14 protein-coding genes are annotated in these 15,691 nt (G+C 64.4%); 1 reads left to right on the top strand and 13 read right to left on the bottom strand.

Features of this window, described 5'->3' with window-relative positions:
* Window positions 1-35 precede the first annotated feature (35 nt).
* The 13 genes from C8348_RS12060 to C8348_RS12000 all read right to left on the bottom strand — a co-directional run bounded on the left by C8348_RS12060 (window position 36) and on the right by C8348_RS12000 (window position 14,225).
* On the bottom strand, window positions 36-692 hold the full coding sequence (locus C8348_RS12060) for an HAD-IA family hydrolase (protein ID WP_106753590.1): 657 nt from the start codon (window positions 690-692) through the stop codon (window positions 36-38).
* A gap of 241 nt (window positions 693-933) precedes the next feature.
* Complete coding sequence (locus C8348_RS12055; protein WP_106753589.1) at window positions 934-2,751, bottom strand: ABC transporter ATP-binding protein; 1,818 nt, start codon at window positions 2,749-2,751, stop codon at window positions 934-936.
* Complete coding sequence (locus C8348_RS12050; protein WP_106753588.1) at window positions 2,748-3,692, bottom strand: acetamidase/formamidase family protein; 945 nt, start codon at window positions 3,690-3,692, stop codon at window positions 2,748-2,750. Before C8348_RS12050 ends, C8348_RS12055 begins: the two co-directional genes overlap by 4 nt.
* Window positions 3,682-5,328 carry an ABC transporter substrate-binding protein gene (locus C8348_RS12045; RefSeq protein WP_106753587.1) on the bottom strand — a complete coding sequence of 549 codons (1,647 nt, stop codon included), beginning with the start codon at window positions 5,326-5,328 and terminating at the stop codon, window positions 3,682-3,684. Before C8348_RS12045 ends, C8348_RS12050 begins: the two co-directional genes overlap by 11 nt.
* A gap of 32 nt (window positions 5,329-5,360) precedes the next feature.
* Window positions 5,361-6,281 carry an ABC transporter permease gene (locus C8348_RS12040; RefSeq protein WP_106753586.1) on the bottom strand — a complete coding sequence of 307 codons (921 nt, stop codon included), beginning with the start codon at window positions 6,279-6,281 and terminating at the stop codon, window positions 5,361-5,363.
* The gene (locus tag C8348_RS12035) at window positions 6,281-7,186 is read right to left on the bottom strand and encodes an ABC transporter permease (RefSeq protein ID WP_106753585.1); all 906 of its coding nucleotides are present in this window, start codon (window positions 7,184-7,186) and stop codon (window positions 6,281-6,283) included. The genes C8348_RS12040 and C8348_RS12035 overlap by 1 nt, the downstream gene beginning before the upstream one ends.
* Entirely contained in the window at window positions 7,158-7,763 is a 606-nt protein-coding gene (locus tag C8348_RS12030; protein WP_106753584.1) for an ANTAR domain-containing response regulator, read from the bottom strand. Before C8348_RS12030 ends, C8348_RS12035 begins: the two co-directional genes overlap by 29 nt.
* Window positions 7,760-8,881, bottom strand: a complete 1,122-nt coding sequence (locus tag C8348_RS12025) for a transporter substrate-binding protein (protein ID WP_106753583.1) — start codon at window positions 8,879-8,881, stop codon at window positions 7,760-7,762. Before C8348_RS12025 ends, C8348_RS12030 begins: the two co-directional genes overlap by 4 nt.
* 219 nt (window positions 8,882-9,100) lie before the next feature.
* On the bottom strand, window positions 9,101-10,060 hold the full coding sequence (locus tag C8348_RS12020; RefSeq protein WP_106753582.1) for a glucokinase: 960 nt from the start codon (window positions 10,058-10,060) through the stop codon (window positions 9,101-9,103).
* On the bottom strand, window positions 10,057-11,172 hold the full coding sequence (locus C8348_RS12015) for an ABC transporter ATP-binding protein (protein WP_106753581.1): 1,116 nt from the start codon (window positions 11,170-11,172) through the stop codon (window positions 10,057-10,059). The genes C8348_RS12020 and C8348_RS12015 overlap by 4 nt, the downstream gene beginning before the upstream one ends.
* Before the next feature lie 52 nt (window positions 11,173-11,224).
* Window positions 11,225-12,064 carry a carbohydrate ABC transporter permease gene (locus C8348_RS12010; RefSeq protein WP_106753580.1) on the bottom strand — a complete coding sequence of 280 codons (840 nt, stop codon included), beginning with the start codon at window positions 12,062-12,064 and terminating at the stop codon, window positions 11,225-11,227.
* Window positions 12,061-12,954, bottom strand: a complete 894-nt coding sequence (locus tag C8348_RS12005) for a carbohydrate ABC transporter permease (RefSeq protein ID WP_106753579.1) — start codon at window positions 12,952-12,954, stop codon at window positions 12,061-12,063. The genes C8348_RS12010 and C8348_RS12005 overlap by 4 nt, the downstream gene beginning before the upstream one ends.
* Window positions 12,955-12,986: 32 nt before the next feature.
* Window positions 12,987-14,225, bottom strand: a complete 1,239-nt coding sequence (locus C8348_RS12000) for an extracellular solute-binding protein (RefSeq protein ID WP_106753578.1) — start codon at window positions 14,223-14,225, stop codon at window positions 12,987-12,989.
* 245 nt (window positions 14,226-14,470) lie between these two features.
* On the opposite strand from C8348_RS12000, the gene C8348_RS11995 reads away from it, so the two are divergent.
* Window positions 14,471-15,691: an ROK family transcriptional regulator gene (locus C8348_RS11995; protein ID WP_106753577.1), complete on the top strand. Its 1,221-nt coding sequence runs from the start codon at window positions 14,471-14,473 to the stop codon at window positions 15,689-15,691.

Here is a 15,691-nt window from a genome sequence, read left to right as displayed (position 1 = left end):
TGCTCCGGCCAAGCGGCCCTTCATGTGTCGTTTGATCAGTGACGGGTGCCGACGGCCGGCTCGTCGGCGGGGCCGGCCTCGTCCTGCAGGCCCAGCAGGTCCGCAACCGCAGCAATCGTGTCGCCGGGCGAGACATGCAGCAGTGCATCGGTCCAGCCCAGGTCCCGTGCCGCGTCGATGTTCTCGCCGGTGTCGTCGATGAAGATGATCCGGCGGTCCTGCGCTGCTTCCGCCTCGATGAGGCTCCGGTAGATCGCCGGATCCGGCTTTTCCTGATGCAGCACATGCGACACGTAATCTGCATGGAACAGGTCAGGTCCGAGCAATGTGTGCGACACCCGCCGCCAGTGGATGGCTTGTGTGTTCGACAGGCAGACCACGCGAAAGCGCCGCTTCAGAACGCGGACAAATCCGACCATTTCCGGGTCGACGCCAGCGATATAGGCGTCCTCGGCGGCGAGGATTGTTTCAGTTGAAACGTCAAAGTGGGCCGACAGTGCCGCCAGATAGGCAGGCTCGTCGACCAGGCCGAGCCTGAAGTCGCGCATCAGGTCGCGGGGCAGGGAGGTGAAATCGGGACGTCCCGCACCGGCCTTGCGACCGGCGACGAGGGCCGCGTCCCGCGCAGCCGGATCGAGCTCGATCAGCACGCCGCCGACATCGAACACGAACAGGACATCAGCCTTGTTCATCTCCCGCTTCTCCCAACCCGGCTCCCCCGGCAACGCCAGTCAGGTCCATGCCTTTCCGGTCGTTGGTCTCAGGCTGGTTCGCGGCGGCAGTCCTGCCGTCCGTCGATCCAGTTTGGAATATTAAATTCCAACACTCCGACGTTGTAAAGAATTATTAATTATTTTTGTACGGTCCGATGTGGTCTCCTGCGGCGGTCATAAAACGCCGCAGGAGTGGGACAAACGGCCGGGCGACACGCAGTCACTCCCGGCTGGCCACCATGTGACCCGCGCCAATGTCCAGGAGCGCCAGCCGTTTCGGGCCTTGGCCAACCGGATAGACCGGGCTCGGGATTTCCCCTGCCAGACGCGGGAAGGCATGCCGCTTGGCGGCCGGATCAGGCTGCGGCACGGCGGCAATCAGGCGCTGGGTGTAGGGGTGGTGCGGGCTTGAGAACACCTGGTCCCGGCTGCCGGTTTCCATCATCTGGCCGAGATACATCACGGCAAGGCGGTCCGAGATGTTCTCCACGACAGCCATGTCATGGGAAATGAACAGATAGGACAGGTGGAACTCGTCCTGCAGATCCTTCAGCAGCTGCAGCACCTTGGCCTGGACCGAGACATCGAGGGCGGCAATGCTCTCGTCGGCAATGATCAGCTTCGGCTTCAGCGACAGAGCCCGGGCGATGCAGATGCGCTGGCGTTGGCCGCCGGAAAATTCATGCGGGTAGCGCTCCGCATGAGACGGGTCGAGGCCGACCCGCTCGAACAGGTGCGCCACCATGTCCTGCCGCTCGCGCGCCGTGCCAATGCCGTGGATCAGCATCGGTTCGGCCACCAGATCGCCCACGCGCATGCGCGGATCGAGCGAGGCATAGGGGTCCTGGAAGATCATCTGGATGTCGCGCTGCACGGCCTTTCGTGCCGCACCGCTCAAGCCGTCGATGCGTTCGCCGTCCAGCGTGACCTTGCCCTCGAAGGGGACGAGCCCGGTCAGCGCCTTGGCAATCGTCGACTTGCCGCAGCCGGATTCGCCGACGAGGGAGAAGGTTTCGCCGCGCCGGATCGTGAAGCTGACGCCTTCCACCGCATGCACACGGTGGGTCTTGCGCCCCAGCAGGCCGCCCTTCAGATCAAACCCTACCTTCAGGTCTTCCACGACCAGCAAAGGGGGCTGCGGTGTGGTGGGCTGAACCGGAAGGCCGGCGGCCGCAGCTGCCGCTTGCCCAGCGCCCATGCGCGGCACGGCGGCCAGCAACGCTCTTGTATAGTCGGCCTTTGGAGTGGCAAACAGGTCGGCCGTTGCCCCGGTTTCAACCATTTTGCCATGCTGCATGATGATGACGCGGTCGGCCATTTCGGCAACGACGCCCATGTCATGGGTGATCAGGATGATGCTGGTGCCGAAGTCGCGTTTCAGATCGCGCAGGAGTTCGAGAATTTCGCCTTGCACGGTGACATCCAGCGCCGTTGTCGGCTCGTCGGCGATGAGAACATCGGGGCGTAGGGCCAGCGCCATGGCGATCATGACGCGCTGGCGCATGCCGCCGGACAATTCATGCGGATACTGGCTGAGGCGCCGCTCGGCCTGGGGAATGCGAACGGCAGACAGCGCCTCGACCGCCCGTATCCGCGCTGCCCCGCGGGACAGGTCCGTATGGGTCTCGATGGCTTCGGTCAGCTGCCGGCCGATGGTCAGGACCGGGTTGAGCGAGGTCATCGGCTCCTGGAAGATCATGGCGATCCGGTCACCGCGAAGCCGCTCCATCACCCGTTCCGGTGCGGTGGCAAGATCGGTTGTCCCGAAAGCGATGGACCCGGCGGTGATCGACACGGCCGGCTTCGGCAGCAGGCCCATGATCGCCAGCGATGTCATAGACTTGCCAGACCCGGATTCCCCGGCGATGCAAAGGGTTTCTCCGCGCGCAAGGTCAAAGCTCAGGTCGCTCACCAGCGGGAGCATTCCACCAGCACTGCGGGCGCTGATGGTCAGGTTGCGCAGGCTGAGTACCGGGACCGGGGATGCCTCTGACGCCGGAGCGCCAGAGGACAGGCTGGAGGGAGCCGGAGCGGTCATTCGAGCACGCACCGGGGGAAGTAGAACGACACGACCCAGTTCGGCATGTCGACGATCTCGCTGATCCTGAGGTCGCCGCAGGTCGAGACCAGCATGTAGGCGTCGACCGGGTTCATGTTGTAGCGGGCGGACAGGAGGTCGATCATGTTCGACACCGCTGCCTTCGCGCCTTCCATGAGATCCGGGCCGATGCCGGTCGTCACCTCATAGCCCTTGGCGTCGAGGTGACGCGTGACCGGCCCCGGCGTCGTGAAGCGCGGCGTCTTGAGGTTGGCGCCTTTCACCAGATCGAGCTTCAGCACCACGTCCATCGGGCTTTCGATGGCGGTTCCGCAGACTTCGCCATCCCCTTGGGCTGCATGGGTGTCGCCGACGGAGAACAGCGCACCGGCCACTTCGATCGGCAGATACAGCTCGGTACCGGCCGCCAGATCGCGGATGTCGAGATTGCCGCCGACCCGGCGCGGGGGCACGACCGAGTGGAGGCCAGCTTCTGCCGGTGCATTGCCGATGGTGCCGCAGAACGGCTTCAGCGGCACCCGGCCATGGCTGCCGAACAGCGCCGGCTCCAGCGTATCCGGATTGTACGTCCAGATATGCAGCGCCGGGTCCTTGAACTGGTCCGCCAACAGCCCGAAGCCGGGAATGTTCGCGGTCCAGCCGAAGCCGGAGGGCTTGAAGCTGTCGATGGTCACCTTCAGCGCATCGCCCGGTTCTGCCCCTTCGACGAAGATGGGGCCGGAGACCGGGTTGATCTTGCCGAAGTCGAGGCGGCCGAGGTCTTCAAGGGTGCTCGACGGGCCAAGCTGGCCCGCCGAACTGTCATGGCAATGAAACAGGATCGTCGATCCCGGTTCGACGCGGGCGGCCGGGACAAGCGAGTTGTCCCAGCCAAAGTGATGCTGCGCGCCATGGATGGTGTAGTTGCAGTTACTGCACATCGGTCACATACACATAGTCGTAGTTGACGGGGATCGAGACCGGGTCGACGTAGAGCGCATCCGCGCCGCCCATGCGCTCCGACTTCATCGTGAAGCGCTGTTCGTTGAACACCGGAACCCAGGGGGCATCGGCCATCACCTTGCCGTAGATCTGGCTCCACAGGGCGTTGCGTTCTGCGGCCTTGGCGGGATCTGCCATCGAGTCGGCCTCTGCGGCCAGCTTGTCGAGATCCTCGTTGCAGTACCAGGACCAGTTCCAGCCGCCCTGGACCGCACCGGCGCAGCCGAGGATCGGGCCGTAGAAGTTGGACGGATCCGGGAAGTCGGCGATCCAGGCCATGCCGCCGGACCAGATCATCGGCGCCTGATCCTTTTCCCCGCCGGCCGCGATCACGTTGGCCTGGGCCAGCGACTGGATCGAGGCCTTGATGCCGATGGCGGCCAGATCCTGCTGGATCGCCTGGGCGATACGCGGGTTCGGGTCGGTGTTCATGACGAACAACTCGGTCTCGAAACCGTCCTTCAGTCCGGCGCTGGCCAGCAGTTCCTTGGCCTTGGCCTGATCGAAGGCATAGCCCTCGTAGGACGGGTCATAGCCCGGCATGGACGGGGGCAGCGGCTGGTTGGCCGGAACGGCGCGGTTGTTGATGATCTGGGTGATGCGCTGCTTGTTGATCGCCATGTTGACCGCCTGGCGCACCTCGACCTTGTCGAAAGGCGCGATGGCGACGTTCATGGTGATGTAGCCGGTGTGTAACTGGCCGCCTTCGATGACACGGGCCTTCTGCGCCGGATCAGCCATCACCTCGGTAAATTTGGCCGGCGGAATTCCGTCACCCGGCACATCGACTTCGCCCTTCTGCAGCCGCAACAGGGCAACAATCGGCTCCTGGCCGATCTCGAAGGTGATCTGGTCGAGATAGGGCAGACCCTGACGCCAGAAGTCCGCGTTGCGCTCGAACACGACACGCTGGCCGAGTGTCCATTCAGCAAGTTTGAAGGCCCCCGTGCCGACTGGAGCGCGTCCGAAGTCAGCCCCGGCGGCGTCCACCGCTTCCTTGGCCACCACAGAGGCAAAGTTCAGCGCCATGACATGCAGGAAGGTTGCATCCGGGCGGCTCAGCTCGATTTTCACCGTCTGCGGATCGACAACCGTCACGCCCTCAAGGGTCTCGACCGAGCCGGACGAGATCGCGTCATAGCCCTTGATGGAGCCGAAGAAACCGGCACCGGGGCTCTGCGTCTTCGGGTTGGTCACACGGTCGAGGGAATATTTGACGTCCTCGGCGGTCATCACGCGGCCATTGTGGAACTTCACGCCCTCGCGCAGCTTGAACGTATAGGTCAGGCCGTCGGCTGTGGCTTCGTAGCTTTCGGCAAGGCCGGGGCGCAGGTTGGTGGTGCCCGGCTCATAGTCCATCAGGCCATCGAACAGGCTCTTGATCATCGACCAGTTCTGCCAGTCGTACCCGATGGCCGGATCGAGCGTTGCCACGTCGTCCTTGTAGGTGATGACGATGCCGCCGCCCTGCTTGGCGTTCGGGTCAAGGCCGGTCTCGGCGGCCATAACGGGCAGGCTCGACATCAGCGCGGCAAGTGTCACGCCGGCCACGGTTGATTTCAGAAATCGCTTCATTCCCTGTCTCCTCTGGTTTTGTTTGTCCCGGCTCAGCGAAGCCGGATGCGGGGATCGATGAAGGGGGTGACGAGGTCCGCGAGCAGATTGCCGAGGACGATGGCGCAGGCCGAAACCAGCGTGACCCCCATGATGATCGGGATGTCGACGCGCTGGATCGCCTGCCAGGCGAGCTGGCCGATGCCGGGCCAGCCGAACACGCTTTCGATGACGACGATGCCCGACATGAACATGCCGATGTCGATGCCGATCATGGCGATCACCGGCAGGATGGCGTTCGGCAAGGCATGGCGCATCAGCACCGTCAGGCGCGACAGGCCCTTTGCTCTTGCGGTGCGGATATAGTCCTGGCGCAGCACGTCGATCATCGAGGACCGCATCATGCGCGAGTACCAGCCGGCGCCGAGGATGCCGAGGGCGACCGAGGGCAGGACGAGATGCTGGAACGTGCCGTAGCCGCCAATTGGGAACCAGCCGAGCTGAACTGCAAAGAAGTACAGCAGCAGCAGGCCGACGACGAACTGCGGTGCCGACACGCCGACAAAGGACGCGATCATCAGCCCCTGGTCCAGCGGCGTGCCGCGCCGGACGGCGGCGATCAGGCCCATGGTAAGGCCGATCAGCAGTTCGCAGACGATGGCCCCGGCCATCAGCAGCAGGCTGGCGGGGAGGCGTGCGGCGATCAGCTCGCTGACCTCGGAGCGCTGCAGATAGGACCGACCGAGATCTCCCTGCAGCAGGCCGGTGAGATAGCGCCAGTACTGGACAAGGAAGGGCTGATCGAGCCCGAGCTGGCGGCGGATGTTCTCAACGGTTTCGGCCGTTGCGCTGCGGCCGGCGATCTGGCGCACCGGGTCGGCGGGCAGCAGATAGAGCAGGGCGAAGGTGATGACCGAGACACCGAGCAGGATCAGCGCGGCCTGGATCAGGCGGCGGGCGAGATAGGTCAGCATCAGTCACGCCCCCGCTGGGTCGGGTCGAGGATGTCGCGCAGGGCATCGCCGACCAGGTTGAAGCCAAGGGCCAGCATCAGGATGGCCGCGCCGGGGAAGAACACCAGCCAGGGAGCTGTCTGGAAGTAGGTCTGGTTCTCGAAGATGATGTTGCCCCAGGACGGGGTTGGCGGCTGCACGCCGATGCCGAGATAGCTGAGCGTTGCTTCCAGCAGCACCGTGGTGGAGATGCCGAGCGTGCCCCAGACGATGATCGTGGGCACCAGATGCGGCAGGATGTGGCGGAACAGGATGCGAGCGGTCGAGGCACCAAGCGTGCGCTCGGCGTCGATGAACTCACGCCGGGCCAGCGCACTGGTCTCGGTGTAGATGATGCGCGCGGTCTGCACCCAGTTCACCAGTGCGATGACCAGCGCCACGATCCACAGGCTGGGCTGGAACACGGCGGCGAGACAGATGGCGAGCAGCAGAGCCGGGAAGGCCATCATCAGGTCGGTGAAGCGCATCAGCAGGCTGCCGATCCAGCCGCCAAAATAGCCGGCGGTGACGCCAACCAGCGTGCCGATGGTGAGCGCAATGCCATTGGCGACGAGCCCGATCACCAGCGACGTGCGCGCGCCGTAAAGGATGCGCGTCAGCAGATCGCGCCCGAGCAAGTCCGTGCCAAGCCAGAAACGGGCATCCGGCGGCAGCGGCGAGCCCTCCAGCGTCAGGCCGTCGAACATCTGCTCGTCGGGGGAGTAGGGCGTGGCATAGGGCGCAAGCACCGCGCCGAGCACGATCAGCACGACACAGGCAAGACCTGCAACGGCGAGCGGGCGGCGGGCAAGGCGGGCCACCACACCAGGACGGCGCGCCGGCGCTGCGGGAGCCGTCTCAGGTGAAGCGGTTGGACTGTGTGACATCTTCTTCTTCCGACCAGGAAACGATACGGGCTGCGGCGTCTTCCATGCTGACCTGCCAGGTCATCGCCAGATGGCGGAGCTGGTCATAGGCACGGTCCTCGCTGGTGCCGCGGGCGATGAGAATGCCGACGGCGCGCACAATGCTGCGGCGCTCGCCGACGCGCTGGCGCAGGTCAGCGACCTCGGCCGCCAGCGCCTTGCGGGCCTCGAATGCGTTGCGCGCGATCAGCAGCGCCGAATAGACGCCGGCGTTGCCAACGGGCTTCAGCAGATGCGCGTCGGCGTTCTGCGACAGCGCCCATTCGACACGGCCAGGCGCTTCGGAACCGATCAGCGCGATCAGGGGCATGGGCGACTGGCCAGCGCCCCAAGGGAACTGCTCGTCGTGGCCAAGGTCGGCGTCAAAGAAGACAAAGTCAGCCGCTGTCGCAACTGGCGGCAGATCCGGCCAGGCCTCGATCGTGCGAATGCCGATCACCTTCAACTGGCGCTCGATGGCAGCGACTGTCGGATGCGGCCGGTGCAGGATATAGGCCTCGGCGCCGCCGAGATCGGGGATGCGGAAGCTGCGCCTCATGACATCACCACCTTCAGCGCGGGGCGGGGAAACGTCTGGGCCCGGTCATAGCGGGTGAGATAGGGGTCCGGCAGGATGCGGCTTGTCACATCCAGCGCCTCGACATCGCTGCCCTGCATGCGCCCGATGATGACCGGCAATGCGGTATGGCGGGTGACCGGATCGATCTCGACCATGCCGAAGGGCGAGGCAACGGGACGGCCGACAAAGGCGGAGGCGTCCGGATCGGCCCGGCCGGTGGCGCGAATGCCTTCGGCCAGCATGCGCACCGACATGTAGGTGGCCGCTTCGAAAGACGTCGCAGACCGGCTGGTTCCGGAGGCGGGCCAGCCGAGCCGTTCAGCCGGGCGGGCAAAATAGGGCCCGGCCGAAATCTGGCCGTCGGCGGCCCCGTCCAGCCGCGACGTCTCGCATTCCGTCAGGTTGCAGGACAGCACTGGGCAGACCTCCGGACGGAAGGCCGGATCGATCCGCCCTAGTTCGGCCATGGCCTTCAGGAAGGCATAGGACGAGGGGCCGATCAGGTTGTTGAGCACGAAGGAGGGTCGCAGCGCCTCGATCTCCTGAATCAGCCGGCTGACGTCCTCGTCGCCCAGGGCCAGGCAGCGTTCGCCGAGCGCCTCGCCGCCGGCATCGCGCAGCAGCTCGCGGGCGACGCGGTTCATCTCCCAGCCCCAGATGTAGTTGGAGCCGACCAGATAGCCGCGCGCACCAAACCGGGGAACGGCAAAGCCAAGCAGGGGCACCAGATGCTGGTTGGGGCAGGCGTGGGTGTAGAAGACGTGGTCGCTCGCCTCATAGCCCTCATAGGGGCAGCCGTACCAGAGTGTGCCGCCGTGCTTTTCCAGAACGGGAATTACCTCCTTGCGGCTCCACGAGGTGACGCAGCCGACGACGTGCCGTGCCGAGGACGAGCGGAAGATATCCTCGCAAAGGGGCGCATAGCGGTCGGTGCTGCCGCCCGGATCGCGCTCGACGGGAACAAGTTCAATGCCGAAGTCCGGGTCGGCGTTGATGTCGGCAATGGCGGCCATGGCGCCAGCGCGGCAGGCGTCCGAAACGAGGACGTAGCCGCCGGAGCGTGAAAACAGGATGCCGATCTCGAAGCGCTGACGCATCGTTTCCCCTCAGAAACGAAAAACGCCCCGGAACCAACACCAGTTCTGGTGAGGTTTCGGGGCGCAAATGCCATCCGGGTATACCGGTATTTGTTGCCAGCGTAATGATGCCCAGCTCGAAGTCAAGCAACGAAATTAGGCAATGACAGCCAGGCAGGGTTCGAAAGTTGTGCCGATTTCTGTCTGGCTTACCGAAGATTGTGTGACCTTGATCTTGCCTTACATGCGTGCAGCGCAGCCGGCGAGTGCGGCGAAGTCGTCATCGAGCAGATAAACCGGGATGGCGGACACCAATCCGGTCTGCCGGCCCTTGGCGCGGAAGGCGGCGAGGAACTCCGGCTCCGACAGGAACGGCTGCAGGCTGCGGGCAACGCCGCCGGTGAGATAGACGCCGCCCAGGGCCATGAACACAAGCGCGATGTCGCCGGCGACCCGGCCGAGGATGTCCATCCAGGCCCTCGCCGTGGCAACTGAGATCGGGTCTGTTCTGGCCCGCGCGGCCGCAGCGATCTCTGCCGGCGACAGCGGACCAGGCGACTGTCCGGCCTCAAGGCAATGCCATTCGTAAACTTCGCGCAGACCCGAACCGGACAGCGCACGTTCCACCGACGCCCGGCCACGGCCACGGGCAAGGTAGTCGCGCAAGGACAGGTGCCGGGCCGTTTCGACCGGCAGGGTCATGTGTCCGCATTCGCCGGTTCCAACCGTGCCCCGGCCGCCGTCGCGGGGAGGATAGAGCGCAGCTGCATTGAAGCCCGTGCCCGCGCCAACGACCACACGAGTCCCGTTTGCCGGGGGGCTTTCGGCCGGGATCTGCACCGGCACGAGCCGGCCCTCGTTGAGATTTTCCAGCGAATGGGCCAGCGCCTCGAAATCGTTGAGGAACTCCACGCGGGCATCACCGAGGAGACGCGAGAGGGAGCCCGCCTCGAAGACCCAGTTGTGATTGGTCATCTCGATGCGCGTTCCGGAAATCGGCGCGGCAATCGCCAGCACCGCGGAGCCGCAGCGAGGCGTTCCGGCCTCTGACAGATAGGCACCGATGGCCGCCTCCGGCGTCTCGTAATCGGCGTTGCTGTAACGCACGATCGTGTCCTCGCGCACGCGGCCGTTTTCGACCAGCGCAAGACGCGTGTTGGTTCCGCCGATGTCGGCGGCCAGTCCGAGGGCGAGGCTCATAGGCGTTTTCCAGAGTGCGGGTCGAAGTAGGAGATCTTCGAGAGATTGAAGGAAAGGGGCACGATCTCGCCGGCGGTTACCGTGGCATCGCCCGACAGGCGCGCGATCGCTTCCGTTCCGCTGAGCGTGATGACAGCGTAGGTATCGGCTCCTGCTGGCTCGACCACGTCGAGCTGACAGTTGGCGCGCTGGATCAGGCGGCCGTCGACCTGATCGGCATCGGTCATCGCCTCGGGGCGCAGGCCCACAATCAGGTCAGCAGGGCTTTCCGGCAGCAGCGTTGGCGCATTGCCGTAATCGGTGAGCACCAGCGGCTGGCCACCGGCCGTTGCGATCTCGATGCGGATCGCGCCGTCCTGCCGGCTGACCTTGGCCGGCATAAGGTTCATGGCCGGTGCGCCCATGAAGTCGGCGACGAAGGTATTGACCGGCGTGTCGTAGATTTCCTTGGGCGTCCCGATCTGCTGCACCACGCCGTCCTTCATGACGACGATGCGGGTGGCCAGTGTCATAGCCTCGATCTGGTCATGGGTGACATAGATGATCGAGGCGCCGGTGGCCTGGTGCATGCGCTTGATCTCGGTGCGCATGGTGACACGCAGCTTGGCATCGAGATTGGACAGCGGCTCGTCGAACAGGAACAGCTTCGGCTCGCGCACCAGGGCGCGTCCCATGGCAACGCGCTGGCGCTGGCCGCCGGAGAGTTCGGCCGGTTTGCGTTCGAGGAGATGGCTGATCTTCAGCATCTCGGCCACCTGGCGCACCTTGGCGTCCCGCTCGCCGTCAGACACCTTGCGCACCTCGAGGCCGAAGCCGATGTTGCGGCCGACCGTCATGTTCGGGAACAGGGCGTAGGACTGGAACACCATGGCGATGTCGCGGCTGGCTGGTTCCGCGTGGGTGCGGTCCTCACCGGCGATGCGGATGGTGCCGGAGGTGACGTCCGACAGGCCGGCGATGCAGCCGAGCAGGGTCGACTTGCCGCAGCCCGACGGGCCGACAAGCACAAGGAAGTCGCCCGGCTGCATGGCGACATTGATGTCCTTGAGGACATGCACGTCGCCGTAGCGCTTTTCGAGTCGTTCGACGGACAGGATGGAATGTGCCGACATGGCAGTGTTTGACCTTTCGATCCGGAGCCCCGGTGCGCGAAGCGCGTGTCGCTCAGCCCTTGACGGAGCCGGCGACAAGTCCCGAGACGATGAATTTCTGGAAGCAGATGGCGAGGAGGGCGGGGGGCAGCGTGGCCATGACCCCGACCGAGGCAATGACGCCATAGTCGGTGACGCGGCCGGCTGCGAAGTCGGCGATGGCCACCGGCAAGGTCTTTGCCGTCAGGTCGTTGGTGAAGATGAGGGCATAGAAGAACTCATCCCAGGCGACCAGGAAGGACAGCATGGCCGTCGCCGCAATGGCCGGCAGTGCCAGCGGCAGCACCACCACGCGCAGGGTGAAGCTTGTCGATGCTCCTTCCATGAAGGCAGCCTGTTCCACCTCTACCGGCAGCACGTCGATGTTGGCCTTCATCAGCCAGATGGCGAAGGGCAGCAACATGGCTGTGTAGACGATCACCAGAGTCACCTTGCTGTTCAGCAGCCCAAGCCCGGAAAAGGCGGTGTAGAGCGGCAGGACATAGGTGATCGGCGGCATCATGATCGTCGCCAGGAACGCAAAGAGCAGCACCATCGGCGCACGGCGGCGCGAGAAGGAATAGGCTGCCGGAACGGCGATCAGCAGAGCCAGCGCGGTGGCCGCTCCGGCAACCAACACCGAATTGCGCATGGCGCTGAGGAAGCGCTCGCCTGCGCCGCTCTCCAGGTCGAACAGGGCCTGATACCGGCTGAAATCGATCTTGGAGGGGATCCAGCGCAGGGGCACCTCGGTCAGGTCGGAGGGAGCGCTGACGCTCATCAGGGCGAGCCAGATCAGCGGAGCCGTTGTGAACAGGGCGACCGCGAGGGCTGCAAGGTACAGAAGCGCGGATTGCATCGGGGTGCGTCTCATGCCCGGCTCCCCTGGTCCTGTCGGCGCGCGGCGGCGTAATAGGCAAGGATCAGCACCGCGCTGATGCCGGCAACGAGCACGGCATAGGACGCGCCGCTGCCGCTGCGCAGATAGTTGAAATATTCCTGGTAGACGTAGAAGCTCGCGGTCTTGGTGCTGTCGGCCGGGCCGCCGCCGGTCATGACATAGACGATGTCGAAAACGCGGAAGGCCTCAATGGTGCGCAGGACGATGACAACGAGCAGCGGTCCGGCGATCCAGGGCAGGGTGATTGCGCGAAACCGCTTCCAGGGCCCGGCCCCCTCGATGGCCGCAGCCTTCAGGAGCTCCCCCGGCACGGTCTGCAAGGCGGCGAGCGCCACATAGACCACGAGCGGGAAATTCTTCCAGACATCGGCCAGGATCACCATGTTGAGCGCCAACTGGGTGCTGCCGATCCAGCTCTGGTAGCTCGAGATGAAGCCGAGCTGGAACAGGAGCGAGTTCAGCGCGCCGTAGTCGGGGTGATAGATCAGCCGCCAGGCGACCGCATTGACGATCGTCGGCACGGCCCAGGGCAAAATGATCAGGGCCCGCAGCAGTGTGCGGCCCCTGAATTCCTGGTTGAGGAGCAGCGCGATGCTGATCCCCAGGGCGACTTCCAGCCCGACCGAGACGACTGTGAAGTAGAGAGTGCGCCACAGCGCTTCCTGGAAGTCCGGGTCGGTCAGGGCATAGACATAGTTTTCCAGTCCGATCAGCTTCACCGGCGTTACAATCGCCGTGATCCTCGCATCGGTGAAACTGAGCCAGAGCGTGTTGACCAGGGGCACAAGGGTAATCACCCCGAGCACCGCCATGGCCGGCACCAGCAACATCCATTTCTCACGTATCTGGCGCCGGCCAAGCATGGGTCCTGCTTCCTCTTTGTCTGCGTTTGCGGTCAGCGGATGCGCTTGACGCGGTCGGCAGCGGCGGTGAGGGCTTCGTCGACGCTGGCCTCACCCAGAAGCGCCTTGTGCAGGTTCTTCTGCAGGATGTCGGAGACTTCCGTGTAGGACGGCACGAGCGGGCGCGGATACATCACGGCAATTGACTGCTTCGCGGCGGTGATGAGGTCTTCCTGGCCTTCGGCAACCGTCGGATTGTCGTAGGAGGCCTTCCAGATCGGCAGGCTGAGCTTGGAATAGGTCTCCTGAACCGACTGGTCCGTGAGATGCGCGATGTACTTCCAGGCTTCGTCCGCATGCGGGCTGTTGGCCGGAATGCCGAGGCCCATAGAGCCATTGACGCCCGAGGCAACCGACTTGCCGTCAACGCCCGGTGCGGAGGTGACCTTGAACTTGCCGGCGACCTTGCTCTCGGCCGGATCATTGGCCATCGCGTTCATGTAGGTCCAGTTCAGGGCGAATGCCGCTTCGCCGTTGGAGAAGACGCGGCGGACGTCTTCCTCCAGATACTCGCGCGAGGCCGGGTTGGTGAGGCCATCGTCCAGCGTCTGCTTCATGTAGGCGAGGGCATCGCGGGCGCCGCCCGAGGCAAAGACCGGCTGGCCTTCCTCGAAGAAGGCGCCGCCATTGGCGGCCGTCAGGGTGGTGAAATCGCAGATCATGGCTTCGGCCTGCGACCAGCTCCAGACCAGCGGATACTGGACGATCCCCTTGTCCTTGATTGCCTTTGCCTGGGTGGCAAGCTCTGCCCAGGTCTTCGGCGGATTTGCAATTCCGGCCTGCTTCAGCATGTCCTCGTTGTAGAAGAGATACTTGGTGTCGAGGATCCAGGGCATGCCATAGCGCTTGCCGTCATATTCCACGGTGGTCCAGGCGCCGTCGAAGATCTTGGCGGTCGCGTCGGCCGGAATCTTGTCGGTGACGTCCGTCAGGAAGCCGCGTGTCGCGAACTCGGCCGGCCAGATCACGTCGAACAGGACGACGTCATAGCCATCGGCACCTGCGCCCGATGCGGCCACGATCTTGTCATGCAGCGCCTCATAGGGAACGAACTCGAGCGCGACCTTGACGCCCGGGTTGGCTTTCTCGAAATCCGCCGTCATCGCCTTGATGTCGGCTTCGCTGTAGGCGGCCTGGCTCATGAACAGCGCATTGAGCGTGGTCTCGGCAAAGGCCGCGGAATTCATCAGGAGCGCCGCCGCTGCGGTGCCAAGGATAAGCAGTCGTCTCATTCTGGTTTGCCCTCCGGTTGTTTGTAATGAGCAGCGGCATCCTAGCCGGCGTATTTTATTTGTCAATTTGCTGGAAAAAATAATTGAGATGTTTTGATGATGTGCGGCGCAACACATGAATCAGAGGATAGTCTCGTTGTGAGAAGCGTATTCCCGCAACCGCAGTGCAATCGGTGCTGGCGCGTCGCTGACGCTGCGTCTAAACAAAAGGCAGGAACACACGACGGGGGGCAGTGGATCCGGGCATGGCAACATCCTTTCGCACACGCGGAACCAATCTGACCCGTGCCAAGACGCACAATCATCGCGTCGTGCTTGAGATCATCCGGACGCGCGGCCCGATCGGCCGGTCAGAGATCGCCGACATCACCTCGCTCTCACGCCAGACGGTGCAGAACATCGTTGCAGAACTCGAAGCCGAGGGCATTGTCGAGTTGCACGCTGGCAAGGCCTCTGGTCGGGGGCATCCGGGCATGAATGTGCAGATCCGGGCCGGCCATTCCTACAGTCTCGGCTTTCACGTCGACCGGCTCGCTGTCACCGCCATTGCCTGCGACCTTCTGGGGAATATTGTCTGGACTGGAACCGGGCATCTGGCGGCTCCCTCAACCGCATCGGCCAATGCGCTGGTGCTGAACCTGGTACAGGAGTTCCGCTCAGCCCATCCAGGCGAAGCGGCGCGCGTGTTCGGTGTTGGCCTTGCCGCGCCGGGTCCTTTTGCGGCCGATGTCGGCGAGTTGCAGCACCTGTCATCGTCGTCCGATGCCACCACCTTTACCGAGTTCGGCCTGCCGGAGAACTTGAAGCATCTGTCAGATGCCCTGAAACTGCCGGTCGTGCTGCAGAATGATGCCTCGGCCGCAGCCCTGGGCGAGCATGTCTACGGGCTTGGCCGGGCCTATGGCAATTTTGCCTTCATCCAGTTCGGGGTGGGGCTTGGTGCCGGCTTTGTCCTCAACGGGGCGATCTATCCAGGACCCAGCAAAAACGCAGGCGAAATCGGCCATATCCAGGTGCAGCCCGGGGGCCTTGCCTGTTCCTGCGGCAGCCATGGCTGCCTGGAGCGCTATCTGTCGCTCAATGCCCTGTGTGAGCGGCTCGGGCTGGACCCGGCGCTCGGCCAGTCGCTGGTGCGGATCGAGCAGTTGTTTGCGGCAGGCGATCCGGCGGTGCTGGCGTGGATGGACGAGGTCGCGCCCTATCTGCGCCAGGCGATCAACATCGTCGAGATGATGCTGGACCCTGAAGCAATCATCCTTGGAGGCATCATCGCGCCGGAGTTCCTTGCGGCGTTGCTGCAGCGGGCTTTGCCCTTGCTGCCGCGTCTTGCTCCCAGTGCTCCGGGAGAGCGGAGGATCCATGTCGGGACGTCGGGCACCCGCGCGGTGGCGCTGGGCGCGTCGGCTGCCGCCGTCGAGGCGCTGTTCGCTCCCTCGGTCTCCCAACTGGTGCTGCAGGCGGAGTGA

The organism is Pannonibacter carbonis, assembly GCF_003012935.1.
GTDB lineage: Bacteria > Pseudomonadota > Alphaproteobacteria > Rhizobiales > Stappiaceae > Pannonibacter > Pannonibacter carbonis.
Note: the sequence above shows the minus strand (reverse complement) of the source record. Positions and strands in the feature narration are given on the sequence as shown.

What these genes read in the sequence shown, in the direction of transcription:
- C8348_RS12015 (WP_106753581.1), bottom strand. Translation starts at nt 11,172, where the DNA reads ATGTCGGCACATTCCATCCTGTCCGTCGAACGACTCGAAAAGCGCTAC.
- C8348_RS12010 (WP_106753580.1), bottom strand. Translation starts at nt 12,064, where the DNA reads ATGAGACGCACCCCGATGCAATCCGCGCTTCTGTACCTTGCAGCCCTC.
- C8348_RS12045 (WP_106753587.1), bottom strand. Translation starts at nt 5,328, where the DNA reads ATGAAGCGATTTCTGAAATCAACCGTGGCCGGCGTGACACTTGCCGCG.
- C8348_RS12035 (WP_106753585.1), bottom strand. Translation starts at nt 7,186, where the DNA reads ATGTCACACAGTCCAACCGCTTCACCTGAGACGGCTCCCGCAGCGCCG.
- C8348_RS12060 (WP_106753590.1), bottom strand. Translation starts at nt 692, where the DNA reads ATGAACAAGGCTGATGTCCTGTTCGTGTTCGATGTCGGCGGCGTGCTG.
- C8348_RS12005 (WP_106753579.1), bottom strand. Translation starts at nt 12,954, where the DNA reads ATGCTTGGCCGGCGCCAGATACGTGAGAAATGGATGTTGCTGGTGCCG.
- C8348_RS12055 (WP_106753589.1), bottom strand. Translation starts at nt 2,751, where the DNA reads ATGACCGCTCCGGCTCCCTCCAGCCTGTCCTCTGGCGCTCCGGCGTCA.
- C8348_RS12040 (WP_106753586.1), bottom strand. Translation starts at nt 6,281, where the DNA reads ATGCTGACCTATCTCGCCCGCCGCCTGATCCAGGCCGCGCTGATCCTG.
- C8348_RS12000 (WP_106753578.1), bottom strand. Translation starts at nt 14,225, where the DNA reads ATGAGACGACTGCTTATCCTTGGCACCGCAGCGGCGGCGCTCCTGATG.
- C8348_RS12025 (WP_106753583.1), bottom strand. Translation starts at nt 8,881, where the DNA reads ATGCGTCAGCGCTTCGAGATCGGCATCCTGTTTTCACGCTCCGGCGGC.
- C8348_RS11995 (WP_106753577.1), top strand. Translation starts at nt 14,471, where the DNA reads ATGGCAACATCCTTTCGCACACGCGGAACCAATCTGACCCGTGCCAAG.
- C8348_RS12020 (WP_106753582.1), bottom strand. Translation starts at nt 10,060, where the DNA reads ATGAGCCTCGCCCTCGGACTGGCCGCCGACATCGGCGGAACCAACACG.
- C8348_RS12030 (WP_106753584.1), bottom strand. Translation starts at nt 7,763, where the DNA reads ATGAGGCGCAGCTTCCGCATCCCCGATCTCGGCGGCGCCGAGGCCTAT.
- C8348_RS12050 (WP_106753588.1), bottom strand. Translation starts at nt 3,692, where the DNA reads ATGTGCAGTAACTGCAACTACACCATCCATGGCGCGCAGCATCACTTT.